Below are 25,142 nucleotides of genomic sequence, written 5' to 3' on the forward strand. Positions count from 1 at the left end.
AAGTCGTCGGTAATTGCATAAATCGCTATAATTTCGTCAAGCATTTTTCTTCTCTTCAAGGGTCAACATCTTGAAGAGATTTTATTGGCTTTGCTCCCTGACCGCTTCTAACTAGCAACTTGGGTTATTAGAACCAATTGCTCAACAATTTCCCCAATCGATCGAGCATCTTTTCGGCAATAAACGATTCCAGGATGATCGTTCCGAGTGCTTGCAATCCTGAGAAAGTCATCGTCATGAGTCACAATTACTCTGGCTTCTTACTGAATGTAAGCATACTGCTCTAAATCAGTGGCTCCAATCAAGCCCGTCTCTGAAGTGGTTGTGACATCGATTTCAGAACGTCGTAAAGAAATTGCGATCGCTGAACTGACATTCTCATCTAGATGAAATCGAATTCGCTCAGTCATTCCGCTTCATCTTTGCCAATTTCTGCTGAAGCGGAGAGGCATGATTTTGGCGAAGCTCTTCAGCAAATGCTTCCGATTCGGCAATTGTGCGATCAATTTCGCTTTGATGATCGTAGTAATACGCTATTGCTGCATGAACGGCAGCCAAGGGAAGTTCATATTCCTGGGCGATGGTTTCGATCGATTGCCTCATTCGCAGGTACAGAATCACAATATCGCTTACTGTGATTCGACGACCTGCAATTCTGGGTTTTCCACCACGCACATCAGAAGTAATTTCGATGTGCTGATTGATCGTGCTAATCATGTTGATCGCGTCGATGAGGATGACTTTAGTTTATCGTCGATCGTAAAAATCTCAGGCAATAATTCATCTTCAAATTATGCGTAGACAACAACTATACAGGGAACCTCGAAGCCTCGACGACGAATTCCTCGACGGTGCATCCATGCTGTGAGGGGTGCAAAAATCGCACCAAAAATCAGTCCATTCATCAAACCAGTAATGACAGCGATCGTTAGCGACTGACCCATGAGAGTCGTGATGATGATGAAGCTCAATGTATAGATGGGCATTACTGCCCAAAACAGTTTCCAGCTTAATGATGTCATAGTGCTCTTCCCAATCATTGCGATCGCGTTTCACCAAAAACATGATAGTCTCGGTGACGATTAATAAAATGAATGAGTTCGCAGAACAGAAACTTTCAGCGATCGTAGCCTAGAGAAAAACGCTTAGGTCAACTCTAAAAAACTTGCCGAGCGCTTTCATTTGAGTTCGAGTCATTTCATAGCGATCGTTCAATACATCTGCTACTACTGCCTCAGATCCAAAAATTTCAATCAAATCGGATTCCTGACGATCTTGTTGCTCCATTAGAAAAAGCAGCATTGATCGGGGCGTTGAAGCGGTTCCGGGCTGGTAGTGTTCTTCTTCAAACTTCTCAATCAAAGTAACCCACAAATCTAATAGTTCATCTTCTTCAGCGGTTCGATCTGAACGGTGCAACAAATCCTCTACGATCGCGAGGGCTTGCTCGTTTTCTTCCTCAGTTTTAATTAACTTGGGTTGATATTGAGACAGTAACTCACTGTAGCGAACTGGGTTAAAAGTAAGGGTCATTTTTCCATTTCTCCTGATCGTATTCAGCGTGAGTCAAAATGTATTTGACGTAAATCAACTGCTTTTCATACTCGATACTGACTATCAATCAATAATGATTTCCTTTGATATTAAAAACTGTGAAATTGCTGACCGCTCCCGCAGTCGGAAAAGCAGCTTGTACTTCTACTAAGGAGATTTATCGAAAACAAATTACCCGCTGTCTTCGGCTTCGCTCAGTCAGCTAGAGATCGCGCCCTGAGCGAAGCCGAAGGGCAGTCTTTCAAGCGGTAAGCTCTTTCGTAGAAATCTCCTAAGTTAGCCCAATCCGCTTTACTTGCAACTTTGTACCAATTATCTAAGGCGCTCAAGCTATCAGAATGTCGTTTTGCAAATTCTCGTAAGCGCTTGTAACTGATAATGTGCATTTGTGAGAATAAGCAGATTCTTCTGCATCATAAAACTGAAATCATCTCTATAGAATGAGTTTGTTTATTATGTCTCTTACCGTTCAAGATGTTGGCGAACAAGGCTTATTAAAACGAGTTCAAGCATTCTGTCCAAGTGCAGTTGTCGGTGATGATGCCGCAGTTCTACCGACCGAACCCGAAAAATCGATCGTTGTTACTTCAGATGTTCTAGTCGATGGTGTGCATTTTAGCGACAAGACTACGCCGCCCGAATCCGCAGGCTGGAGAGCGATCGCTGCGAATCTCTCTGATCTGGCAGCAATGGGAGCCTCACCGCTTGGAATTACGGTTGGATTAGGATTGCCCAAAACAACGACGGTCGAATGGGTAGAGCGACTTTATCAAGGAATGTCTGATTGTTTAGCTCAGTATGGTGGCGCGATCGTGGGTGGGGATCTTTGTCGATCGCCTGTCATAACCTTAGCAATTACAGCATTTGGACAGGTTGAACCGGATCGAGTCATTCTGCGATCGACGGCTCAACCTGGAGATGCAATTTTTGTAACTGGATATCATGGCTCGTCTCGTGCAGGTTTGGAAATGCTATTGAACAATGACACTGCACCAGAAAGAGCCTCTCTAATTCGTGCTCATCAGTATCCGATACCGCGATTTGATGTGCCTGCGATTTCGACTCGTGTTTCTGGGATGGATAGTAGTGATGGATTAGCAGATGCAGTGTTGCAAATTTGTCGAATGAGTGGAGTCGGAGCAAAGCTCGATCGAGCATTCATTCCAATCGATCCAACCTTGAAACAATGGGTTTCAAAGGAGAAAGCGATCGAATGGGCACTCTACGGCGGTGAGGACTTTGAGCTTGTTTTATGTCTCCCGTTTGAACAGGCTCAACACTGGATTGAACAAGTCAAAGGATCAGCGATCGTCGGTGAGATCACATCTGATTCGATAGTTCAATTAATTGATTCTTTAGGTGAGTTTGAACCTCGATCGTTAAGCTTAGACCAAGGCTTCCAGCACTTCTCTAGTAAGCTTCTTGCGTGAATCCGAAATGCCCACCGAATGGAATTCGGGGCTATACAAACAAAATGTGCCGTCGCACATTAACAGCCTTTGTCTAAGAGGGTGTTTGAAAAGTATAAAAAGCGGCTTTGCTGCGTTGCGAGTCCGCCCGGAAATGAATCTCCGGGCTAATGAAGGAAACCCCGCTGAAGCGGACTGGGAGCACAACATGGAGTTCTTAGCCCAGTTTAGTGGGCTTCCCCCGATTAGCCCGGAGATTCATTTCCGGGCGGGTGAATGCGATGAACGATTGCTTTTCAAAAACCCTCTTAGTCCGCTTCGGGCGGACTTCGTTTGTATAGCCGCGAATTCTATTCGTCATGGCATCCAGGCAATAGGTCTAATCATTAGACAGTTGCAGATCAACCTTTGAGCCAAAGAAAGATTTGAGAACTTGTCGAACCGATCGACTCCCATCCTCATTCACCCAAATCAACGGAATCAGTGCGATGAATCTCACCACAGTAGAGAGTGCGAACAATCCAGGCAATCCACCATATTGAACGAACTGTGCGAGAAATCCACCTGCGGTTGTTCCTAATGCACCACTCACACCTGCAACCGCAGCCGCGATCGCAAAATAAGTCGATTGATTGCGCTTCGGTGCAATACCAAGCTGAATATTGTTATTACAAAGGTCGATCGCTGCCCAAGTGCCACCCGCCAGCATGTGCAGCAAAGGCAACCAAAGCCAGATCGATAAAGTATCTGTCCCTGTTCCAAGCCACAGAATTGGAGTAATTGCGACTAAAGCGCCGACTGTGAGCAGCAAGAATCGATTCCCCACCCGATCGGCAAGTTTCCCCCACACAATCAACATCAATAAGTTTGCCGCTGAGGTAAGACTGCTATAGATCGTTACCCAACTGACATCAAGACCTAAGTTATCAAGCAAATAAAGATTGAAGAAGGGCGCACTTAAATTAACTGCAAACATCCAAATGCTGAAATAAATCAGAAATCGGACAAAGTTTGAATTTTGCAGAACTTCTACTAAGGGAACTGTTTCAGTCGGCGGTAAAGTTTGCTGCTGTTCTTGAGGATTCACATCCGTCATAAACCATTGAAACCCAAGACTGAGCAAGCCCATCACAATCCCGAATAACAGCACAAGCCCGTAACCTTCGATCGAGCCTCCGTCATACCGCGACACCGCAAATCCCGCCAGTGGAACACTGATCAAACACGTTAAATTTGCTGCACTGTTCCGAATGCTGAAATATCTTCCGCGTAAGCGTTTTGGCACTAATGCCGCCAACCAAGACAGCCAAGATGCACTCCCCAGCGCACCGAGAAAATGAGTCACGCACACGATCGCTAAAGTCCAAATCACCATCGCATGATCGCTAATGTGTCCCCACCGATAGCCAGCCAGCCCAATCAAAAGAAATAGCCAGATTAAGCGTGACGGAGTATAGATTGCCAAACAATAATTGTGACGGCTCGAAGTTCGATCGCCAAACATTGCTCCCATCGGTTGCAGCAAATTTGCCATCATGGGAATCGAGGCTGAAAGTCCAATTTCAACCGGAGTCGCACCGATTTCAACTAAGAAATTGCTCAACAACACGCCGCCCGCAATATTCGAGAACACGGTGGCGAAAATTCCGTCCAAGGTCGAAGCGCGGAGACTCGATCGAATCTCAGTTTTCGAGAATTTTGATTCTGGCGGTGTCGAGAGCGAAAATACAGGCTCGCTCCCCATCACTGGCTCTGGAGTGTCAATGACGTGTGAAGGTGTGATTGGCGCTAAATCCACTGCTAACCTCGTTCGATCCATACCGGCGGGGATATCACGAAAATCTGTCTCGACTATCATGACACCTAATGTTCAACCGATCGCGGCACAATATTCAGCAACGATCGACAATCTGAAATTTACTTCTGTATAGTATTTGTTACACTGCCTTGAAAAATACTCTGTCTTTGGAGTCACTTTTATGGATTCGGTAGAGTTAGCTTTTACGTCCGCGATCGATCAAGCCCGTCTCATTCGATCAAAAGAAATTTCTCCGCTCGAACTGACCCAGCTTTATCTCGATCGCATCGAGCAACTCAATCCGAAGTTAGGCAGTTTTTTCACCGTTATGGCGGAACGGGCGATCGCAGATGCCACTTCAAAGACCGAACGTCTCTCAGAATCAGAATTGCCGCCGTTTTTTGGAGTACCGATCGCCATTAAAGATTTGAACCCCGTCGAAGGCGTTCCTTGCTCCTATGGACTGAAAGTAGCGCGGAATCGAATTGCCGATCGCGATGATGGAATTGTCACCAAACTCAAACAGGCAGGATTCATCATTCTCGGTAAAACGGCGACTTCCGAATTGGCTTCCTTTCCTTACACAGAGCCACGCGGATTTCCCCCTGCTCGAAATCCTTGGAACTTAGAGTACACGCCAGGAGGATCGAGTGGCGGATCATCTTCGGCAGTGGCAGCGGGACTTTGTGCGATCGCGCAAGGAAGTGATGGAGGCGGCTCGGTTCGAGGTCCGGCTGCCTGTTGTGGATTGGTCGGACTGAAACCTTCACGGGGTCGAATTTCGATGGCTCCGATGGGAGAAGCCTTCTCAGGATTTGCCGTGAATGGTCCCCTCTCGCGAACGGTGGCGGATGCGGCAGCGTTTTTAGATGTCACAGCAGGGTATGTCACAGGCGATCCGTATTGGCTACCTGATCCAGAAACTTCTTTTCTCGATGCCACGAAGCGAACACTAGAACCGTTACGAATTGGGCTAGTCACCGCGATCGATCCAATCGGTAGCGCTGATCCGATCTGCGTTGAAGCGACCGAAAAAATCGCGCATTTGCTCGAATCAATGGGACACTCGATCGAGCTTGTTACTCCCGATTTTGGCGAAATGGTCGAGCCGTTTACAATTCTTTGGCGTGCTCAAACCGATGTTGGTGTTCCGCCCTTTCTACTAGAGAAAGTAAATCGCTGGTTGTGGTGGCGAGCAAAATTTACCTCTGTGGCTCGATTTCGACAAGCGCAATCTCGACTGCACAGCTTTGCTCGAAAAGTGGTGGGATTGTTCGATCGCGTTGATGTGCTCTTAACTCCAACCTATTTTCATCCTACGATTCGCGTCGGAGAATGGGCGAAATTAAGCCCCGTGAGAACGCTTGAAGAAATCATTCAATGGATTGCTCCTTGTCCTGCGTTTAACGTTACTGGACAGCCCGCGATTAGTATTCCAGCAGGATTTGATCGGAATGGTTTACCGATCGGGGTTCAGATTGTGGGAAAACCTGCGGATGAGGCGACTATTTTAGCGTTGGCAGCACAGATTGAAGCAGCACAGCCTTGGAATCAGTTGCGACCTCCGATCGAATAAACAATTTAATACCCTGGATCAAAAATAATTTCGTAAACGGCTCCAGCATTTAAGCGGTTTAAAGCTTGGAGATGTGCGATCGCATCATTTCGTTTACAAAGAAGGACGGGAGCGTGAAAGCCCACTGGCTTCAGTCGTGGGATGAAACGCGACACGGGCACTTTTAAGTGCCGTTCTTATACCAACCATGCTGGTGTAAGAGTGTCGCGAATCGATTAGGCTTCGCCATGTGCAAGAAACGAAACGATGCTAGTTTTAGAGTTCAAGACATACGGCAAACCAAACCAATTCAAAGCGGTAGATGACGCAATTCGGACTGCCCAATTCATCCGTAACAAGTGCATTCGACTGTGGATGGATGAGAAGGAAACAGGTAAAAACGACTTGCAGAAATATTGTGCTGTATTGGCGAAAGCGTTTCCGTTTGCTGATGAACTTAACAGCATGGCAAGACAAGCCAGTGCAGAACGAGCATGGTCATCGATTCATCGTTTTTTCGAGAACTGCAAGAAACGAATTCCCGGTAAAAAGGGATTCCCCAGATTCCAGAAAGATTGTCGCTCGGTGGAGTACAAAACCTCTGGATGGAAACTTGCAGAGAATCGAAAAAGCATCACGTTCACGGACAAGAAAGGGATCGGGCGATTGAAGCTGAAGGGAACACACGATTTGCACTTCTATCAACCTGACCAAATCAAACGGGTGAGATTGGTGAAACGTGCAGATGGCTACTACGTTCAATTCTGCGTTTCAGTTGACCGCGTTGAATCGAGCGAATCGACTGGCAAAGCGATTGGTTTGGACGTTGGAATCAATGATTTCTATCGCGATTCCAATGATGACAGAGCAGAGAATCCGCACTTTCTTCGCAAGAGTGAAAGACGGTTAAAGAAAGCTCAACGTCGCGTGTCTAAGCGCGTCAGAAGCTCGAACAACAGACGGAAAGCAAGACAGATTTTAGGTAAGCGTCATCTCAAAATAAGTAGGCAGCGTAAAGATCATGCGGTGAAACTCGCACGATGCGTCATCACATCAAACGATGTAGTCGCCTACGAAGACTTGAGAATCAAAAATATGGTGCGAAATCATTGTCTTGCCAAGTCGATTAACGACGCATCTTGGTATCAGTTCCGAGTGTGGCTGGAATACTTCGGCAAAGTGTTTGGCAAAATCACAATTGCTGTAACGCCAAACGGAACGAGTCAAGAATGCTCTCAATGCGGCGCTGTGGTCAAGAAAGGACTATCGACACGAACACATATTTGTCAGTGTGGATGCGTTCTCAATCGTGACCACAATGCCGCGAGAAACATCCTAAGTCGAGGATTGAGTACGGTAGGGCATACCGGAACTTTCATGCTAGACATGAGCAACGCTTGGGGAGAAGACACCTCTACTCAAGAGTAGGTGCGAACCTGCTTGAGCAAGTGACTTCGTAGAGCCAAGAAGCCCACGACTTTAGCGAAGCGGAGTCGTGGGAGTGTCAAGACAGCGACAAACGACGATTCGCTGCATTTTTGGCAACAATCGAACGATGCACCAGGGAGAAAGCCGCTCTTGATAAGTCATCGTCCACCTCCACGCCAAAACGCAGAAGTTTCATCGCATGACAAAACTCTTGGTATCATGTCTGTACCTCATTTGTAGGTGCGATCGCTTGAAGTTTTCCAGGCTAGAGAGCGATCGCTTTTAATTGTTCTGGGTTCCAGCAATATCGAAATCTCGATTCTGGACTATGACTATTAGAAATCGAAATCTCGATAGTGCCAAGCAGGATGAAGCGTGTTTAGGTTGCGAATTAAAGAACTTGCGACTGAGCGAGAATGGACGTTGAAAGAAGTGGCAGAACGCTCAGAGCTTCCATACAGTACGGTTGCAACCTACGCGAATTCTGCTGGGATGGTGATGGTGAATCTTCTTTCTGTTCGGAAGATTGCGCGAGTGTTTGGAGTGTCGATCGAAGAACTCGTCGAAGTTTTGGAAGAGTAAACGTAATTGGTGAACTTATTCGCTCAGCGTTCCACACTGTCCCCGCTGTCGCAGCAAATGATCGCATAACACTATTGCGACCATCGCTTCAACCATCGGAACCGCTCTTGGCAATACACAAGGATCGTGTCGTCCTTTTGCCGCTAGAGTTACCGCTTCTCCAGTATTTGTCACGGTCTTTTGTTCTTTCCGAATCGTGGCAGTTGGCTTAAATGCCACTCGAATCACGATATTTTCCCCGTTCGAGATGCCACCTTGTACGCCACCTGATCGATTCGTGACAGTGCGAATTCGACCCGCTTCATCGGTGTAAAACTCGTCGTTATGTTCGCTTCCAGTCATCAGCGTTCCAGCAAATCCAGAGCCGATCTCAAACCCTTTTGTGGCTGGAAGAGACATGACTGCTTTTGCCAAATCTGCCTCTAATTTGTCAAAGACAGGCTCACCCAATCCGATTGGAACCTGACGCGCCACACATTCGACCACGCCGCCGATCGAGTCTCCCTGTCCTCCCATCTGCTGAATGAGATCGATCATGCGTTCGGCACAGTCCGGATCAGGACAGCGCACGATATTGCTTTCAACCTGATCTAACGTGACAGTGTTCGGATCGATCGCACCTTCGAGATCTTTAATCCGTTTCACGTAACCGACGATTTCAACCCCGAATTGACTGAGGATTTTTTTCGCGATCGCACCCGCAGCGACCCGCCCGATCGTTTCTCGTGCTGACGATCGACCGCCTCCCGCAACCGCTCGAATTCCGTACTTCGCGTCATAAGTGGCATCGGCGTGAGACGGACGATATTTCACCGCCATATCGCTGTAATCTTGCGATCGCTGATCTTTATTGCGAACTAAAATCGCGATCGGAGTTCCTAGCGTTTTCCCGTCTACAATTCCAGACAAAATCTCGCACTGGTCGGCTTCATTTCGAGGAGTTGTAATCTTGCTTTGACCCGGACGACGGCGATCGAGTTCGACCTGAATTTCTTCAGTCGAGAGTTCGATTAAGGGCGGACATCCATCAATCACAACGCCAACTCCGCCACCATGTGACTCGCCAAAAGTACTAATCCGAAATAAATGACCGAACGTGCTGCCCATTGTTTTGCTTGATTCGTTTTGTTTGATTCAAAGTCTCGATCGTACCGGAAAATTGCCTATCCCAAGATAGATCCTCAGATTTTGTGAATCTTCATCGATCGAATTTCGTCTGTAATGGAAAGGGAATTCAATAAATAACAATGTCTTTTTTAAAAAATTCGGTTCTTGGTCTTGGAATGGCGCTTTTGGTCAGTACTCAAGCAATGGCGGCTGAGCGCGTTACCTTTAAATATAAGATTCTGCGCGAATCGGTCTCGGTTCCAGAACTCACAGCGTTTGCTCAAACTGGTCAAGCTTCACCAGATTTGCAAACGTATTTTCGCCTGTCAGGTCAGCGTCCCGACACGGTTCGCCAGACGCTAACCCGACCAATTAAAGTTAATCCGGTACTGCTCGATCGAGTCCTCAATAGTCCACTCGGAAACGGAGTCTTAGACCAACTTGGACAAGCGATTCAAACGCCAAGAGGAGGAGCCGAACGCCAAGCGCTTCGAGCCGCTCTAGTGCTCTCTGCTAGTGGAGATGGAACGATTACGATTTTGGAAATTCTGCAAAACTATCCAACTCAGGAAGTCGTGGTCGATGGCGATCGCATTGAAGGGGCGTATCGTCGATTAAATGAATTTGTCGATCGATTACGCAATCCATTGGGCAATATTTTCCGCTAGGAAGGCGCTTGAGAAGTCCTCGTTCATCGCATCCACCCGCCCGGAGATTCATTTCCGGGCGGACTCGCAACGCAGCAAAGCCGCTTTTTATATTCCTCAAATACCCTGTAAGAACAAAGCAGCCTATCCAACATAGGATCGACTGCTTGAATCAAAATTGAAAATCTTAGTAAGCCAAGGTTTCGAGCGTTTCACGCAAATATTGGTGCACTAGCGCATCTAAATCAGTTTCTTGAGCAGTTCGATCGATCTGCCAGCGTTGAAATCCGGAGCTTTCTGCGATCGCCAGTTTCAAACTGTTCCACATTTGCGAATCGCTAAGTTGGGCTGGATCGATTGGGTTTGCCGAAGAGGAAGAATTTGTCATGAGATACCTTGGTGTGTGAGAGCAACAGACAGTCGGGAGCATTCTATCAAACGTCTGTGATACATCTAGGATAGCTTACTTATCTATAACGTCTGTGCCCCTGGAGACATTTTGAGCAAACCCATCGGTATGGCAGAATTTGGCAAATATCGAAAATTTCTATGAAACGCTTCTTTCTAAGTTTGATCGCGATCGTTACAATTTGCCCCGTTGCTCGATCGTTTCCGCTAGATCGAACTGCTCAAGGCATGGTGACATCCGCGCATCCATTGGCTTCTGAAGCGGGTTTAGACCTGCTCAAACAAGGGGGAAATGCGATCGATGCGGCAGTCGCGACCACGTTAGCGATCTCAGTTGTCGAACCCTTTTCTGCTGGAATTGGTGGGGGTGGATTTCTCTTGTTTTACCAAGCTCAGAAGAATGACATGAAAGCGCTCGATTTTCGAGAACGTGCGCCGCTCAAAGCTTCTCAAAATATGTACTTGGACGCTCAGGGAAAGCCCCGTCCGAATGCGAGTACAGATGGATATTTAGCGGTTGCAACACCGGGAACGATCGCGGGTCTGTATCAAGCTCATCAGCAATATGGAAAACTGCCTTGGAAAACAGTTGTAGCTCCTGCGATCAAACTTGCTGAATCTGGATTTCCGGTCAGCCATCGATTCACTGAAGCAACTGAATCGCGAAAGTTTCAGAACGCAGAAGCCCGTCGAATTTTTACTCGAAATGGCAAGCCGTATCAACCGGGTGAAATTCTGAAACAGACAGAATTAGCAGCGACTTTGAAAGCGATCGCATTTGATCCGAATAGTTTTTATCGAGGCAAGATTGCAACTGCGATCGCCCAAGATATGCGATCGAACAACGGATTGATCACGCTCGAAGATCTAAAACAATACCGTCCAATCTGGCGCACTCCGGTCTGTGGAAATTTCCGCCAGTCGCGTGTCTGCTCAATGCCACCGCCCTCTTCTGGTGGAGTCCATCTTTTACAAATTCTGAATCTGATTGGGGATACCGATCTCAAATCATTAGGTTGGCGAAATCCTGATGCGCTGCATTTATTAGTGGAATCGATGCGAATTGCTTACGCCGATCGAGCGACTTACCTGGGCGATCCAGATTTCGTTAAAGTTCCAGTCAGTGCCTTGATTAGTCTCGAATATGCAAGAATTCGACGACAAGAAATCAATCCAAAAAAAGCTGCAACTTCAGTAAAACCAGGAGATCCGGCTGTGATTCAGAAACTTTTACGCGAATCAACCGAAACGAGTCATTTAACGGTTGTCGATCGCGATCGCAATGCAGTCAGTCTCACATTCACAATCAATCTCGGATTCGGTGCAGGCATTGTTGCCAAAGGAACTGGAATCGTTTTGAACAATGAAATGGATGATTTTGCGATCGCTCCGAATACCCCAAATGCGTTCGGTTTAGTTGGCGGTCAAGCAAATGCGATCGTACCTCGAAAAACACCACTTTCCAGCATGACTCCAACCATCATCACGGAAAATGGCAAGCTCCGAATGGCGGTCGGTGCGCCTGGTGGTAGCACTATTATCACAACTGTTTTGCAGACGATTTTGAATGTTTTAGTTTATGACATGGAGGTGAAAAGCGCGATCGCGGCTCCGAGAATTCATCACCAATGGCAACCCGATCGATTAAATGTCGAAGCGCGTGGACTTGATCCATTAACGATCGCAGATTTAGAACGGCGCGGACATACCATTCGACAACGCGGCAAATGGGGAAATGCAAATGCGATCGTCGTTCTGCCAAATGGTTCGCTCGAAGGAGCGGCTGATCCACGCGGTGACGGCGTTGCGACTGGATACTAAAAAAGGAGCATCGGTTTGACGCTCCTTCAAATTCTTGATTCAGTTCAGTTACTCGCCCCAGCCATCGTTTCGGTTCGTATCGATCGGGCGATAGTCTACATATCCCGCATCATCGGGCTGGTTGATATCTTCGATCTTGTTGTTTCGACGCGGACGAGTATTATTTCTCGACGTATTCCGACGCGGACGCACATCTTCACGCGGCTCATCAAACGACTCTGGCTGACGAGAACGAGGAGTTCTTGAGGCAGGTCTTAAACGGGGTTCATCTGCTCGACTGGAGCGCTCCCGAATTGGCGGGCGATCGTCATATTCTTCTTCACGTGCAGGTCTTCTAGAACGACCACTTTCCCGCAGCGGAGTCCGAGGTTCACGATTCGGAAAGCTCACCGTGTAATCGTCTTCAAACGCTGCTGTATATTGAGAGCTAACCGGGCGATCGTCATCTACGATCGGCGTTGTCCGCTTCGCTTGCTCAGTCGAGATTTGGCGCAGGCGCAAATTCTCAAACACAAAATAAACAGCGGCTCCGGTCAGCAGTACTTGTCCGAACTGCATAATCGGGTCAAACCGCCAGCCGTAGAAGATCAAAATCAAACCACAGAGCAACCCGACTGCCGAAAAGAAAATATCGGTATCGCGGGCAATCTGCGGACGAAACGATCGAACAGCGTAAAGGGAAGCCCCGCCCACCGCTAGGACAATCCCAGAGATACTTGCTAAATTGAACTGAAAATTAACCATGTCTGGTCTCCAAGGATAAGTCCTATGTTAGCGGCTTGTCTCGAATTTCTCCACGAAAATCACACTTTTGGAGCAGCGAAAACCGCGAAAATCCCAAACGAAAATCTAAGACAGAAACCCCAGTCTGAGCGACAAGCGTTCAGGTTCTGAGGTTCCATACCAATATAACTGGTCGAATCCAATTGACCAGAGTTTCTATTCAAATTTCTAGGAACGTTGAATTTTATCTTTTTGGCTCACGAAAATGAGAAACGCTGTCGCTGGAATTACGATGATCACAACGCCTGCAAGCAAGCTCAGTAGAAAATTCATCAAAGATGGGGTCATATTGCTCCGTCCTTATCAACAACACGCAAGTCGATCATAATTTTAATGGTTCGTTATGTTTTTGTATAGCCAAGAGATCCCGGCAAACAGACGACGCAATGTAGAGGGCGCTTCTCGATAGAATGAAATTAAAGTTACAAAGCTTCAAAATTATGGATGTGACCTCGATCGCGCTTTTGTCTCTCAGCATTTTGCTCGGTGCAATGACGTTTCTGTTTATTTTCCGAATTGTGCTGACTTGGTATCCGCAGGTTGATTTAGACAAGTTTCCGTTTAACTTGATCAAGATTCCGACCGAGATATTTTTAGCGCCGACTCGGAAGATTATTCAACCTTTGGGCGGTGTCGATATTACGCCAATTTTGTGGGTTGGGATTTTTAGCTTGCTGCGGGAATTGTTGCTCGGTCAGCAAGGAATTTTTACGATGATGTTTTAGTTGAACTCTGTGGAGCGGGTATTTGGGCTGCTCTGCATCAATCGATACCTGCACCACAGTTCTAGAAATTAGACGACTGCCGCAGATTTCATCGGGCGAACACCTGCCGTTTGCTCGAGATCTTGCAGCATTGATTCCATTGCAGCATCAACTTCAGCCCCAATCATGGCTCCGACCTAAGAGCCAACCATTGATCCACCTAACGAGCAAGCCAGCGAAGTCACCATTGCGCCAATTGCCGAACCGCTCATTGCACCGATAACTGAGCCAGCGATCGCACCGACAATCGAACCCCCGATCGAACCCATAACCGATCCAAAGATTGAGCCAAGTTGAAACATGGGAGTGCCTCGTTTAAGCATCGATCTTTCAACCTTACAAGGAATGCTCGAATCAGGCTGAACTCGCACACATAACGTTATTCTTTGTTCGGCATCATGACTTTATCGACAAAATTCGTATAGATATCGCCTTTCTGGAATTCTGGCGTTTCGAGAATTCGTTGATGAAAATTAATCGTCGTGGGCAATCCAGTGACCGCGCATTCTCTGAGAGCACGTTTCATTCTCAGAATTGCAGAAGGTCGATCGCTCCCCCAAACAATCAGCTTGCCAATCAGCGAATCGTAGTACGGCGGAATTTCGTAATCGGTGTACACGTGAGAATCCATCCGGACACCGGGACCGCTCGGAGGCAGATAACCGCTGATGCGTCCGGGACTGGGGCGGAAATTGTGGTCTGGATCTTCGGCATTGATTCGACATTCGATCGCGTGTCCCCGCAGTTCAATTTCGTCTTGGGTAAATCGCAGCGGTTCACCTTGAGCAATCCGAATCTGCTCGGCAATCAAATCAATTCCTGTGATCATTTCTGTGACCGGATGTTCGACTTGAATCCGGGTGTTCATCTCCATGAAATAGAAATCACCGGATCGATCGAGCAAAAATTCCACGGTTCCTGCACCGACGTAATTAATCGATTTAGCGGCAGCAACAGCGGCGGCTCCCATGCGCGATCGCAGTTCTGGAGTAATCGCTGAACTGGGTGCTTCTTCAAGCAATTTCTGGTGTCGTCGCTGAATCGAACACTCCCGTTCACCAAGATGCACAACGTTTCCGTAACTGTCTGCGAGAATCTGAAACTCAATGTGGCGTGGATTTTGGACAAATTTTTCAACGTAAACCCCTGGATTACCAAACGCCGCTTCTGCTTCTCCTTGGGCAGCGTGAAAGAGCTTATTCAGTTCATCGTCAGCAGGGACTAATCGCATTCCTCGACCGCCACCGCCTGCCGTTGCTTTGACAATGACCGGATAGCCGATCGCTCTTGCAACTTCTCGCGCTTCTTCTTCACTGTGAACCAATCCTTTACTGCCTGGAACCGTTGGCACTCCGACTCGCTGCATCGTTTTTTTCGCAGTCGATTTGTCTCCCATTCCCCGAATCGCATCGGGGGAAGGTCCAATAAACGCAATTTGGTGATCGGCGCAAATCTCTGCAAATCGGGCGTTTTCAGCTAAGAAACCATAGCCCGGATGGATTGCAGTGGCGTTTCGAGTCAGGGCAGCCGCGATAATGTTTGGAATGTTGAGATAGCTTTTGCTGCTCGGAGGTTCGCCAATACAAACTGCTTCGTCGGCTAACTGAACGTGAAGGGAATTTCTATCGATCGTTGAATGCACTGCGACAGTCGCAATTCCTAATTCTTCACAGGTGCGAATGATTCTTAGGGCAATTTCCCCCCGATTTGCAATGAGAATTTTTGAAAAACGCATATCAGTAGCCTAGATCCGTAAATGTTAGGATAAAGCCAATAGGGGTACAGTGCGTAGATTTTCTGCTCAGGGGCAATTACAAGTGGGAAGATGACGCATCACCGCAGGCGCGATCGCACTCCACAACGGCGTATTGATTCCTGCGGCATCGAGCGCTTCGGCTGACCAAGTGTTACAAGTTCGTAACACAGAATAATATCCGGTTGCAGCGAAAAAGCCATCGGTCGTGGCGGCTCCAGGTTTGACATAAGTTAATTTGCCTTGAGCATCCCGCGTAAAGGAGTTTTGCAGGAAGTTGACGAAATTGAGATACTGTTCTCGATCGACTCCCACACAGCGAAGATTCTCTGGTTGATTCGCATAGCCTTGAACATACATCACAGAAGTGTTTCCAGGTCTAAACAAGACTCTGCCAATATCTAAAACATTCAACTGTGACCAGTCAGCAACTTCGGTATACCAAATGCGATCGCCCCATCCCATTTTGAGATAGCGATAGTTCTCATTCGTATCACTCCCAATTTGTTGCAGATTGAGAAATTTTCGCCAATCATAAACGCCATTATCCACAGGCATTACGAGATTGACGTGCATTGCATCGCCCTGAACATAGATCCGGTAAGGCTGATTGTTGCAACTCGCGGTTTGATTCCAACGACGTGGCGTGAAAAAGCCGATCGTTAATCCACTCGCAAGTAACAAAACTCCACACAATGCGCCCTTACTGAGACGAACAAACGCAGTACGATACTTCATGAGACTTTATAAGGATGAACGTTATGGGCAGAAAACCAACTCCCACTGAAAAAAGAGTGACGCTATCGGGGGTGAGTTGGCAATCGTTCGAGGAATTGTTGAGCGAACTAGGGCAAACTCGAACCTCGCGTTTAACTTACGATCGTGGCAAATTGGAAATGATGACACCGCTCGAAGAACACGATCGTTGTTTGCGATTGATTGAGTCTTTGATTTTGGTGTTAGCAGATGAACTGTATCTAAAAATTTATTCGCTTGGGTCGGTTTTGTTGACACTTCCGGATCTGGGTCGCGCAATTCAACCCGATGCGATGTATTCACTCGAAGACATCAAGCTTCAGAAACGGGCAGAACTGGATATGAATCGGGCTGACTCGCCGGAATTAGCGATCGAGGTTGCGATCGGGAGAGGATCACTCGATCGAGAATCGCTTTATGTATCAATGGGCGTTCCTGAAATTTGGCAATATACGACGACCGTAGGCGATGATGTGCTGAAGGGCAGCTTACAGATTTATCAGCTTGAAGGCGATCGATATATTGCAACTGAGAATAGTAAGTTATTTCCTACTCTGCCGGGAGCGCGAGTGCAGGAATTTATAGAGCAGAGTGATACGATCGGGCTTGCTCAAGCGTTGATTGTGTTGCGGGAATGGAGCAAAGAGCAGCTTTGAACTATCCAGCAATTTTCTCTGGAGTCTCAAGTTTCTTAATCACTACAAACTGTTGCGGCGAAAGAATGACATTGTGATATTCGTATCCACCCACAAGCTGTTCATTTGGAATGGCTAAATCAACAGCATAGCCTTCGGGCTGTTCATAACACTCGATCACAGTCCCGATCGTACCTGCTGGAATCATTACTTCAGGTTTAAAGTCTGACTGAACCTGAGTCAAGGTTTTGACTAAATCGTATACGCTTGCTTTCATCGTTCTAAGGGGGGTTGAGAAGTATAAAAAGCGGCTTTGCTGCGTTGTGAGTCCGCCCGGAAATGAATCTCCGGGCTAATGGAAGAAACCCCGCTGAAGCGGGCTAAGAGAGTGATACGGAGTTCTTAGCCCAGTTTAGTGGGCTTCCCTCGATCAGCCCGGAGATTCATTTCCGGGCGGGTAGATGCGATGAACGATGACTTCTCAACTACCCTCTCAAGATTTGCTCTGCCGTATACGAGGATGTGTTCTAGGAAGGCAGGATCATTGCCGCGATCGCTTCTAAATAAACTTGGCTGAATCCTTCCGCTTCACTGAGTGAGAACTGTTCGATTAATCCTTGATGCTGAGTTGAAACCGTATTGCCGTGTTTGATCACGATTTTGGCATCTTCAAAGATATCTCGTGTTAAGGTCATTTCGGTCTCAGTTGGATCATGCAAAATCACAAGATTGCTTCCGGTGTAGAACATTCCAGGGCGTTCCAAAATCGATTCTGGGTATTCGGCAATCAATAGGTCTAACTTGGGATGCCGCAATAGATTTTGGACATTTGTGTTGTGGTCAGGATGCAAAGATTTTTCCGAATGATTGATCAAAACACCATCTTGGCAAACGGCTCCGATCGTCCAATGCGGATGATGCCGAAGAATATATGCGATCGCTTCTTGTAGTTCTGGAATGGTGACGCGATTGAAAGTAAGGATTGGAATTCGACCGTTATCACCAGAGTGAAAGAAGGTTTTTAGAATATGAGACGTGACATCAACACTTTTCCCGATCGCAGGTTTCATGTGCATGAACACACCTGGAGCCGCATTGATTTCAATAATTGCAAAGTTACCTTCTTTCCAAGAGCGGCTTAGATCGCGAGTAATGATATCAATTCCTAAACAAGTCAGGCGGAAGTGTTGAGCAACATCTTGAGCAAGTACAACGTTATCAGGGTGAATGACTGAAGTAGCATCAATGCTCAGACCCCCTGAAGAAAGATTTGCAACTTTGCGGAGAAAGACTTCTCGATCGCGTTCTAATACGCTTTCCATTGATAAATCTTGCTCGGCTAAGTATCGCTCCATTGCATCGTCAACTTTGATTTTCCCCATTGGCGAGGTTGGAGTATCACTCCGATCACGGGTTCGATTTGCTCGATCGATTAGTTCTGCGATCGTCGAATTTCCATCCCCAATCACTGAAGCAGGACGGCGTTCAGTAGCAGCAACGAACTTACCATCGACACAGAGCAATCGATAGTCATTTCCTTCGATACTTTGTTCGACAATAATATCGATCGGATGATCTGGCTCAACTGCCTCGACAGCACGATTAAAAGCAGCTTCTAAATCATCGTCGGTGCGAACATTTGCAGTGACACCAATTCCTTTATGTCCGACCACAGGTTTAACTGCGACTGGATAACTAATACGATCGACAGCATTCAACGCTTCTTTGAGAGTGCCAACAATTCTGCCTTTGGGAACTGGAAAGCCTAGAGTGCTGAGAAACGCTTTGCAGTCATCTTTGCGAGTTGTGAAGTCCGAATCTAAGTGGCTATCACTATCGAATGTAGTTGCAATGCCTCGAACTTGCTTACGACCGTAACCATACTGCATCAAGCCTTCATCCCATAGATAAAAGGTTGGAATGCCTTGGGAATGAGCAGATTTTAACAGTGCATAAACCGTCGGACCTCCATAGACCGATCGACGAAATTGCGCCTGTAGTACTTCGATATGATCACCAATCTCAAAATTGCGTCCTTGAGTGATTGCTTCAAACCAGTCCCAGACTGAGAAGATTAGTTCCCGACTGGTACGAGCATGTAATGTTTCAACAGCAATCCGATCGAACTTTGGATAAGCTTTCAAACTCCAATGTTCTAGATGCAGATCCATCTCAAGCTGACTCACTTGAGCGACAGTTTGAGCAAACAGATCGGCATGAGATTTGAACTCTCGATCGCGAAAATGAGGATAGCGATCGCCAATTACATCCAAGTACTTTTCTAGGGGGAGTGGGCTTCCGGTCTGGGTGAAATCGAAGACGGTCGCTGCGGTGGATAGATATGGATTTGCACCGATGTAATACCGAATGTTGAAAATATCGAACACATCCGTCTTTCTTGCATTTACTCGGCTGACTTCTAATTCGCGATCGACCATCATAAGATTTATGCCCCTCTCTACGCTGCGACTGTACTCAAGGAATAAGATCGATCGCGTCTATCTCTGGATGTTGTTTCAAGTTCTTCAGACGTAGAACTCTGGCAGGGTGACAAAAGTTGCTCAAACACATTAAAACCAAGCTAAATCAAGAAAAGATAACAATATGAATACCTCTACAGAAAACCAACTGCGTGAAGAAGTCCACACCCTAGCTGAGGAAGCCTTTCATCTGCATTTAATCTCTGGATATGGAGATGGCGAGTACGAAGGTGAATATCAGATCGTTTACAAAGGAAAACCTAGACATTTGCCGCTCGATCGCGCCAAAGCATTCTTAATCAATCTATTGCAGCCTGAAATGAAGAGTTTTAACCAATTTCGATTGGGCTGGATGCTGCTATTAGAGAGCTATCGTCGTCGATCGAATCCTCCACAATAGAGACAATCCTGCTGCAATTCCTCATTCAGATTGTATTGAAATCTACCGTTTGGTTGTAATGCTCCTTTGCTCAAATGTGGTTCAGTAGATTTGCATTAGATATTGCGACTGGAGCAGAGTTATGGTGAGTCAGATTGATACTCAAAGTCAGGACAGTGTAGCGCTTCCTGAAACTCATGGAGAGCTTGTAATTATTGGTGGAGCAGAAGATAAAGAAGGCGATTGTCGAATTCTTCGCGAATTTATTCGACGCTCAGGTGGACTGCAATCTCGCATCGTTGTGATGACGGTTGCAACTGGATTGCCGGGTGAAGTGGGTGAACAATATATCGGGATTTTCCGACGATTGGGCGCGGAAGATATCAGAGTCGTGGATACTGCTCATCGGGATGATGCGAGTGATCCAAAAGCGATCGAAGATGTTTCCCAAGCAACCGGAATCTTTTTCACGGGTGGCAACCAAGCTCGAATCACAGAATGTATTAAAGATACAGAACTAGATGCAGCACTCCACAAACGTTTTGCAGAAGGGGCTGTGATTGCCGGAACCAGTGCAGGTGCAGCCATGATGCCTGATATGATGATTGTAGTAGGCGAAGGTGAAACGAATCCTCGACGCGAAGTGGCTCAAATGGATCGCGGTATGGGATTTTTGCCGAATGTCATCATTGACCAACACTTTGCACAGCGGGGACGATTGGGACGATTGCTCTCAGCTTTGGCACAACAGCCTGCAAGTTTGGGATTTGGCATTGATGAGAATACTGCGATCGTTGTAAACGGCAAGATTGTAGAAGTCGTCGGTGAAGGTGCAGTGACGATCGTAGATGAATCGACTGTGACCCATAACAATGTTCAATCACTGCTCCCCGACGAGGATTTGGCGTTCTGTGGTGCAACTCTTCATGTACTACCGAGCGGTTACAAGTTCGATTTAGAGAAGCGATCGCCGATTTTTGAACAACGATAATTAGAGGATGTTTGAAAAGCAATCGTTGATCGCATTCACCCGCCCGGAGATTTATTTCCGGGCGGACTGGCAACGCAGCAAAGCCGCTTTTTATACTTTTCAAGCATCCTCTTACAGCCGAACTAACTCAAAACCGTTCTCATGAACGTTTGCCAGGTTGGATTCGGCTGCCAAATCTTGATTAAATCGGCTCTAGCTTCTTCCTCACTCATGTTCTCGTGCGATCGACGATACAAATAAACAAACGCAGATACTCGCATATTTTTCGCACAATGCACAAAGACCGATTGATCCGAGTGCGTCTGCATCACGTTTGAGAACTGATTGAAATCGTCGATCGTCGGATTATCCCAAACGACCGGGATGTGAAAATACTGCATTCCTAAGCTTTCAACAATTTGGCGTTCATTCGCGATCGCACCTTCAGAAGTTGGAACTGCAAGATTAATCACGACGGTGTAACCTGCATCTCGAATCGCAGTGAATTGCTTGATCGTCGGTTGTCCAGCGGTTGCAAGTCGATCGTTGATTTGAACAAAGTTTTGAATCGTTTCCATCTTAGAAATGGTTCCTCTTTTCACGAAGAGCAGCGAAAGTTGCGATCGCATCTCGTTGTCCGATCGCGCTTTGAATTTCAGGATCATCCCAGCGCAAAAACGGATTAATCCGCTTCTCTAAGCCTAAATCGGCTGGAATAGTAGGCTGATCCTTCGCGGCTTGGACTTGAACAAATCTAGCTTGTAAATCGGGATTGTGTTGATCGATCGTCAATGCAAATTTTAAATTCTTCAGCGTGTACTCATGAGCGCACCACACTCGCGTATTGTCGGGCAATGCTCGAAGTTGACTCAATGAATTAACCATTTGCGCGGGTGTCCCTTCAAACAATCGCCCACAGCCCGCAGAGAACAACGTATCGCCACAAAATAGTTCTCCTGGCTCATCCGCGATCGAGGGAAAGTAATAAGCGATATGTCCTCGTGTATGTCCGGGGACAAAGAATACTTCGGCAGTCCGATCGTTAAAAGACACCCGATCGCCTGCGTTCAACTCTACGGATTGTTCGGGAATGCGACCGCGATCGTGAACTCCCGCATAGACGATCGCATTCGGGAAACGATTCACTAATTCACGGTTGCCGCCTACATGATCGTGGTGATGATGCGTATTAAAAATCGCTACTAATTTCGCGTTCAATTCTTCTAATTTTTCTAGCACTGGAGCGGCTTCCGCCGGATCGACCACAGCGGCATTTTGCCGAACCGCATCAAACAATAGAAAAATATAATTATCTGAAAGTGCAGAAATCCGATAAATTTGCATAAGATGAAAAATTCCTGAAGTTCCGTGTTTGTTCCGATTCTGAAATCGTCAATACTGAAGCAGTAGACGAAACTGCCTAAGATTTTACTAAGTCTTGATGAAGATCTCATCTGACCTTTGTGTGTCTCCCGAAAAAACGCGCAAGAGTAGTAAAGGTAGAAAGCCTGTGTCTTTGTACCGAAGTTTTACTTCTGTTTGACTAGCCCCCGTTAGACCACGAAGCGACGATCTCTATGGTAAGAACAGCCCAAAATCGATCCAATTTACCGACGCAGCGGATTCTCACTCGAATTCTGGAATCCCACCAGTTGAACCGCTACGAGCATCTGCATCTTGCGTCTTTATTGCTTGCAAATCATCGCCTCACTCCAGATGAACGGCGACAGATTAACCGAATTTTTGATCAGATCCAAGCGGGTCGGATCAAGCTGATTGATGAAGGATTCTCTCCCGCATGAAAGTGATACAAGCCAGTGCTTGGTTTCCGCCAGATTCGTTTGGTGGCGTTGAGGTTTATCTTGATGGCTTAGTGGAAGACTTACGTGCGATCGACGTAAATTGCAAAGTGGCAGCGGCTCGAATTCAGAACCAACCCACGATCGAGCAATATAAATCAACCGAAGTCTTCCGCTATCCAAATCTAGAAGCATTCCAAGCTTGGCTCCGAGAGAATCAAAGCGATATCTATCATCAGCATACGGTTCGATCGAGTTGTGGTTTACCTCATTTGCAGAGCGCGAAACAGTTGGGCATGAGAACGATCACGACGATTCACATGCCTGATATTTCGTGTTTGCGCGGCACGATGATGCAGGGTGGTCATTCGGCTTGTGATGGCAAGATTGACATTGCTCGCTGTAGTGCTTGTTTAGGCGTTTCTAAGCGAGTTCCACATTGGGCATCGGACGCTTTTAGCTATTTGCCGAGTTCGATCGCAGTTTCAATCCGCGATCGCTTACGTCAGTCTTCAGATGTTCGTTTGCGGCAATTGGGAACGACGATCGCAACTCCGAGCCAAATTCGTCAGCAGCAACGGCAATTCGATCAACTGGTGGAATCAAGCGATCGTATTGTTGTGGTCTGTCAATGGCTCTATGATGCCTTCGTTCTAAATGGTGTGCCTGAATCGAAATTAGTATTGAGTCGGCATGGTGTTGCTACTTCTACCAAACCCATTGGACGTTCTCGAAATTCTCCAATCCGAATCGGTTTCCTTGGTCGCTGGCAAGAAACAAAAGGTGTTCAGATTCTCGCCCAAGCTCTTCAACAAATTCCAAATGTGCCTGTTGAGCTTGTGATTCATGCCACTCACGCAGATCAACATGGAAGCGCAAATCGAGAGAAAGTAGTGTCGATCGCGAACTCTGATCCTCGAATTCAAATCAAGCCACCGTTAGCACGATCGGAAATTAGTCATGCGATCGCTCAATTCGATTTGTTAGCAGTTCCCTCGCAGTGGATGGAAACGGGACCGCTCGTAGTGCTGGAATCATTTGCAATGGAAACCCCTGTGATCGGTTCGGATTTAGGTGGAATTGCGGAATTGGTGAAGCATCAAGTGAATGGCTGGTTAGTTCCAGCAAGTGATGTAAAGTCTTGGGCGAACGCGATCGCATTTTTAGCAGAAAATCCAAGTACGATCGCTCAACTTAAGCAAGGAATTCAACCCGTAAAAACACGGGCAACCGTTGCTCAAGAGATGCTTAAGCTTTATCAAAGCTTGATGAGGGAATACTAAGCGAATCGGGGAATTGCATCTGTTTCGTTGTGCCTCCGTTCCCCGTTTCTTGTTTTATGAAAGTTTCTATTCTTACGCCCAATTTTTCCAAAGGTGGAGTCGATCGAGCGTATCTTCTCGCTCAAGTTCTGAAAAAACTAAATCACGAAGTCGAAATTCTCGGATTTCTCTTCGGTGAAAAAATCTATCCAGAGCCGCCTGCTGATTTACCGATCGTTTGTTTGCCCGGTTGCACTTATCCAAAGTTCTTCGGTTCTGTGAGTCAATTGCTCGATCGAATCGATGGCGATTTAGTTTATGCGGTCAAGCCGAAACCCTCAAGTTTTGGGGTCGCACTGCTGAAGAAACTACGATCGCGCATCCCTGTTTTGCTCGATGTAGATGATTGGGAATTAAGCTGGGTGGGAGCGGATAAAGCTTGTTACCAACCCGGATTAAAGCAGTTTGCACGAGATGTACTCAAATCGGATGGCGCGTTACGATCGCCCGATCATCTTCTTTATGTACAGGGGTTAGAACGTTTAACGACCTATGCAGATGAAATCACGATCGATACGAATTTCCTGCAAAAGCGGTTTGGTGGAACCTATCTTCCGAACGGCAAAGACACCGATATGTTTGATCCAAGCCGATTTGATCCCGTGGAAAGTCGGCGCAAATATGGCTTATCCGAGTATCGAGTGCTGATGTTTCCGGGGGCATCTCGACCACACAAAGGAGTAGAAGATGTCTTGGTGGCGCTCGATCGATTAAATCAGCCGGATCTTCGGCTCGTGATTGTCGGGGGCAGTCCTTATGATGACTACGATCGACATTTGATCGAAACTTGGGGCAAATGGGTGATCAAACTTCCGCCTGCTCCTTTTTGGCAAATGCCGGAAATCGTTGCAGCGGCTCACGTCGTTGTGGTTCCTCAGCGCGATACGGTCACGGCTCAGGCGCAATTCCCGATCAAGCTGACTGAAGGAATGTCAATGGCAAAGCCGATTCTGGCGACTCGTGTGGGCGACATTCCAGAGATTTTGGGATCGCTTGGCTACTTAGCTGATCCAGAATCACCAGAGCAATTGGCAGACGCGATCGCGGAAATTTTCCAGGACTGGGACACCGCAGAACAGCGAGGAAGAGAACTACGATCACGCACTGTAGCGCACTATAGCGTCACTGCGATGGCTCCGATCTTATCGGAAGTTCTCAGTCGCGTGAGTTGAGGCAGAAATCGGGATAACTA

General features: G+C 46.9%; 31 protein-coding genes and 1 pseudogene. 13 read left to right on the top strand and 19 right to left on the bottom strand.

Going from position 1 to position 25,142, the window contains the following annotated elements; all coding sequences use genetic code 11:
• Positions 1-107: 107 nt before the first annotated feature.
• The 6 genes and pseudogenes from ACQ4M5_RS25105 to ACQ4M5_RS25130 all read right to left on the bottom strand — a co-directional run bounded on the left by ACQ4M5_RS25105 (position 108) and on the right by ACQ4M5_RS25130 (position 1,711).
• Positions 108-245 carry a hypothetical protein gene (locus ACQ4M5_RS25105; protein ID WP_430678445.1) on the bottom strand — a complete coding sequence of 46 codons (138 nt, stop codon included), beginning with the start codon at positions 243-245 and terminating at the stop codon, positions 108-110.
• 15 nt (positions 246-260) lie between these two features.
• The gene (locus tag ACQ4M5_RS25110; RefSeq protein WP_430678446.1) at positions 261-410 is read right to left on the bottom strand and encodes a hypothetical protein; all 150 of its coding nucleotides are present in this window, start codon (positions 408-410) and stop codon (positions 261-263) included.
• A complete protein-coding gene (locus tag ACQ4M5_RS25115; protein ID WP_430678447.1) occupies positions 403-717 on the bottom strand; it encodes a DUF433 domain-containing protein in 315 nt (104 codons plus the stop codon). The genes ACQ4M5_RS25110 and ACQ4M5_RS25115 overlap by 8 nt, the downstream gene beginning before the upstream one ends.
• Positions 718-791: 74 nt before the next feature.
• Complete coding sequence (locus tag ACQ4M5_RS25120; protein WP_430678448.1) at positions 792-1,022, bottom strand: hypothetical protein; 231 nt, start codon at positions 1,020-1,022, stop codon at positions 792-794.
• Positions 1,023-1,131: 109 nt separating this feature from the next.
• Positions 1,132-1,533 carry a helix-turn-helix domain-containing protein gene (locus ACQ4M5_RS25125; protein ID WP_430678449.1) on the bottom strand — a complete coding sequence of 134 codons (402 nt, stop codon included), beginning with the start codon at positions 1,531-1,533 and terminating at the stop codon, positions 1,132-1,134.
• Positions 1,517-1,711: pseudogene (locus ACQ4M5_RS25130) on the bottom strand (type II toxin-antitoxin system HigB family toxin). Before ACQ4M5_RS25130 ends, ACQ4M5_RS25125 begins: the two are co-directional and overlap by 17 nt.
• 298 nt (positions 1,712-2,009) lie before the next feature.
• Here ACQ4M5_RS25130 and thiL point away from each other — a divergent pair.
• Positions 2,010-2,984, top strand: a complete 975-nt coding sequence (gene thiL, locus ACQ4M5_RS25135) for a thiamine-phosphate kinase (protein ID WP_430678450.1) — start codon at positions 2,010-2,012, stop codon at positions 2,982-2,984.
• 358 nt (positions 2,985-3,342) lie between these two features.
• On the opposite strand, the gene ACQ4M5_RS25140 is transcribed toward thiL, so the two are convergent.
• Entirely contained in the window at positions 3,343-4,761 is a 1,419-nt protein-coding gene (locus ACQ4M5_RS25140; RefSeq protein WP_430678451.1) for an MFS transporter, read from the bottom strand.
• 181 nt (positions 4,762-4,942) lie between these two features.
• On the opposite strand from ACQ4M5_RS25140, the gene ACQ4M5_RS25145 reads away from it, so the two are divergent.
• Entirely contained in the window at positions 4,943-6,337 is a 1,395-nt protein-coding gene (locus tag ACQ4M5_RS25145; protein ID WP_430678452.1) for an amidase, read from the top strand.
• 5 nt (positions 6,338-6,342) lie between these two features.
• Here ACQ4M5_RS25145 and ACQ4M5_RS25150 read toward each other — a convergent pair whose 3' ends face one another.
• Positions 6,343-6,492, bottom strand: coding sequence for a hypothetical protein (locus ACQ4M5_RS25150; RefSeq protein WP_430678453.1), 150 nt, complete (start codon positions 6,490-6,492; stop codon positions 6,343-6,345).
• 91 nt (positions 6,493-6,583) lie between these two features.
• On the opposite strand from ACQ4M5_RS25150, the gene ACQ4M5_RS25155 reads away from it, so the two are divergent.
• Both ACQ4M5_RS25155 and ACQ4M5_RS25160 read left to right on the top strand, forming a co-directional pair.
• Entirely contained in the window at positions 6,584-7,744 is a 1,161-nt protein-coding gene (locus ACQ4M5_RS25155; RefSeq protein WP_430678454.1) for an RNA-guided endonuclease InsQ/TnpB family protein, read from the top strand.
• Positions 7,745-8,119: 375 nt separating this feature from the next.
• Complete coding sequence (locus ACQ4M5_RS25160; RefSeq protein ID WP_430678455.1) at positions 8,120-8,326, top strand: helix-turn-helix domain-containing protein; 207 nt, start codon at positions 8,120-8,122, stop codon at positions 8,324-8,326.
• 15 nt (positions 8,327-8,341) lie between these two features.
• Here the strand turns inward: ACQ4M5_RS25160 and aroC are convergent, their stop codons facing one another.
• The gene (gene aroC, locus ACQ4M5_RS25165) at positions 8,342-9,433 is read right to left on the bottom strand and encodes a chorismate synthase (RefSeq protein ID WP_430678456.1); all 1,092 of its coding nucleotides are present in this window, start codon (positions 9,431-9,433) and stop codon (positions 8,342-8,344) included.
• Between the two features lie 140 nt (positions 9,434-9,573).
• On the opposite strand from aroC, the gene ACQ4M5_RS25170 reads away from it, so the two are divergent.
• Positions 9,574-10,101: an alpha/beta hydrolase gene (locus ACQ4M5_RS25170; protein ID WP_430678457.1), complete on the top strand. Its 528-nt coding sequence runs from the start codon at positions 9,574-9,576 to the stop codon at positions 10,099-10,101.
• Between the two features lie 166 nt (positions 10,102-10,267).
• Here the strand turns inward: ACQ4M5_RS25170 and ACQ4M5_RS25175 are convergent, their stop codons facing one another.
• Positions 10,268-10,468, bottom strand: coding sequence for a hypothetical protein (locus ACQ4M5_RS25175; protein WP_430678458.1), 201 nt, complete (start codon positions 10,466-10,468; stop codon positions 10,268-10,270).
• A 161-nt stretch (positions 10,469-10,629) separates the two neighbouring features.
• Here ACQ4M5_RS25175 and ggt point away from each other — a divergent pair, with 161 nt between their 5' ends.
• Positions 10,630-12,309, top strand: a complete 1,680-nt coding sequence (ggt, locus tag ACQ4M5_RS25180) for a gamma-glutamyltransferase (protein ID WP_430678459.1) — start codon at positions 10,630-10,632, stop codon at positions 12,307-12,309.
• Between the two features lie 48 nt (positions 12,310-12,357).
• Here the strand turns inward: ggt and ACQ4M5_RS25185 are convergent, their stop codons facing one another.
• Both ACQ4M5_RS25185 and psbX read right to left on the bottom strand, forming a co-directional pair.
• On the bottom strand, positions 12,358-13,053 hold the full coding sequence (locus tag ACQ4M5_RS25185) for a Ycf66 family protein (protein ID WP_430678460.1): 696 nt from the start codon (positions 13,051-13,053) through the stop codon (positions 12,358-12,360).
• A gap of 207 nt (positions 13,054-13,260) precedes the next feature.
• On the bottom strand, positions 13,261-13,380 hold the full coding sequence (gene psbX, locus ACQ4M5_RS25190) for a photosystem II reaction center protein PsbX (protein WP_430678461.1): 120 nt from the start codon (positions 13,378-13,380) through the stop codon (positions 13,261-13,263).
• Positions 13,381-13,502: 122 nt separating this feature from the next.
• On the opposite strand from psbX, the gene ACQ4M5_RS25195 reads away from it, so the two are divergent.
• Positions 13,503-13,817 (top strand): YggT family protein, encoded by a 315-nt coding sequence (locus tag ACQ4M5_RS25195; RefSeq protein ID WP_430678462.1) that lies wholly within the window; start codon positions 13,503-13,505, stop codon positions 13,815-13,817.
• A gap of 176 nt (positions 13,818-13,993) precedes the next feature.
• Here the strand turns inward: ACQ4M5_RS25195 and ACQ4M5_RS25200 are convergent, their stop codons facing one another.
• The 3 genes from ACQ4M5_RS25200 to ACQ4M5_RS25210 form a co-directional block, all read right to left on the bottom strand.
• Positions 13,994-14,158, bottom strand: coding sequence for a hypothetical protein (locus ACQ4M5_RS25200; RefSeq protein ID WP_430678463.1), 165 nt, complete (start codon positions 14,156-14,158; stop codon positions 13,994-13,996).
• 77 nt (positions 14,159-14,235) lie between these two features.
• Complete coding sequence (gene accC / locus ACQ4M5_RS25205; protein ID WP_430678464.1) at positions 14,236-15,591, bottom strand: acetyl-CoA carboxylase biotin carboxylase subunit; 1,356 nt, start codon at positions 15,589-15,591, stop codon at positions 14,236-14,238.
• Positions 15,592-15,657: 66 nt separating this feature from the next.
• Entirely contained in the window at positions 15,658-16,347 is a 690-nt protein-coding gene (locus tag ACQ4M5_RS25210; RefSeq protein ID WP_430678465.1) for a TIGR02117 family protein, read from the bottom strand.
• A gap of 23 nt (positions 16,348-16,370) precedes the next feature.
• On the opposite strand from ACQ4M5_RS25210, the gene ACQ4M5_RS25215 reads away from it, so the two are divergent.
• The gene (locus ACQ4M5_RS25215) at positions 16,371-17,021 is read left to right on the top strand and encodes a Uma2 family endonuclease (protein WP_430678466.1); all 651 of its coding nucleotides are present in this window, start codon (positions 16,371-16,373) and stop codon (positions 17,019-17,021) included.
• Position 17,022: 1 nt separating this feature from the next.
• Here the strand turns inward: ACQ4M5_RS25215 and ACQ4M5_RS25220 are convergent, their stop codons facing one another.
• The gene (locus ACQ4M5_RS25220) at positions 17,023-17,277 is read right to left on the bottom strand and encodes a hypothetical protein (RefSeq protein WP_430678467.1); all 255 of its coding nucleotides are present in this window, start codon (positions 17,275-17,277) and stop codon (positions 17,023-17,025) included.
• Between the two features lie 250 nt (positions 17,278-17,527).
• On the bottom strand, positions 17,528-19,441 hold the full coding sequence (locus ACQ4M5_RS25225; RefSeq protein WP_430678468.1) for an acetate--CoA ligase family protein: 1,914 nt from the start codon (positions 19,439-19,441) through the stop codon (positions 17,528-17,530).
• A 163-nt stretch (positions 19,442-19,604) separates the two neighbouring features.
• On the opposite strand from ACQ4M5_RS25225, the gene ACQ4M5_RS25230 reads away from it, so the two are divergent.
• Positions 19,605-19,880, top strand: a complete 276-nt coding sequence (locus tag ACQ4M5_RS25230; protein WP_430678469.1) for a hypothetical protein — start codon at positions 19,605-19,607, stop codon at positions 19,878-19,880.
• A 121-nt stretch (positions 19,881-20,001) separates the two neighbouring features.
• Positions 20,002-20,850 (top strand): cyanophycinase, encoded by an 849-nt coding sequence (locus tag ACQ4M5_RS25235; RefSeq protein WP_430678470.1) that lies wholly within the window; start codon positions 20,002-20,004, stop codon positions 20,848-20,850.
• Between the two features lie 122 nt (positions 20,851-20,972).
• Here the strand turns inward: ACQ4M5_RS25235 and ACQ4M5_RS25240 are convergent, their stop codons facing one another.
• Positions 20,973-21,407 (bottom strand): protein tyrosine phosphatase family protein, encoded by a 435-nt coding sequence (locus ACQ4M5_RS25240; protein ID WP_430678471.1) that lies wholly within the window; start codon positions 21,405-21,407, stop codon positions 20,973-20,975.
• A 1-nt stretch (position 21,408) separates the two neighbouring features.
• The gene (gene gloB / locus ACQ4M5_RS25245) at positions 21,409-22,173 is read right to left on the bottom strand and encodes a hydroxyacylglutathione hydrolase (protein ID WP_430678472.1); all 765 of its coding nucleotides are present in this window, start codon (positions 22,171-22,173) and stop codon (positions 21,409-21,411) included.
• Positions 22,174-22,406: 233 nt separating this feature from the next.
• Between gloB and ACQ4M5_RS25250 the strand changes: the two genes are divergently transcribed.
• Genes ACQ4M5_RS25250 through ACQ4M5_RS25260 form a run of 3 tightly spaced genes read left to right on the top strand, consistent with a single transcriptional unit; the run spans position 22,407 to position 25,122 of the window.
• A complete protein-coding gene (locus ACQ4M5_RS25250) occupies positions 22,407-22,631 on the top strand; it encodes a hypothetical protein (protein ID WP_430678473.1) in 225 nt (74 codons plus the stop codon).
• The gene (locus ACQ4M5_RS25255; RefSeq protein ID WP_430678474.1) at positions 22,628-23,911 is read left to right on the top strand and encodes a glycosyltransferase; all 1,284 of its coding nucleotides are present in this window, start codon (positions 22,628-22,630) and stop codon (positions 23,909-23,911) included. The genes ACQ4M5_RS25250 and ACQ4M5_RS25255 overlap by 4 nt, the downstream gene beginning before the upstream one ends.
• A gap of 56 nt (positions 23,912-23,967) precedes the next feature.
• On the top strand, positions 23,968-25,122 hold the full coding sequence (locus ACQ4M5_RS25260) for a glycosyltransferase family 4 protein (RefSeq protein ID WP_430678475.1): 1,155 nt from the start codon (positions 23,968-23,970) through the stop codon (positions 25,120-25,122).
• Positions 25,123-25,142 lie beyond the last annotated feature (20 nt).

Source organism: Leptolyngbya sp. AN10 (assembly GCF_050565645.1).
Classification (GTDB): Bacteria; Cyanobacteriota; Cyanobacteriia; order Leptolyngbyales; family Leptolyngbyaceae; genus Leptolyngbya.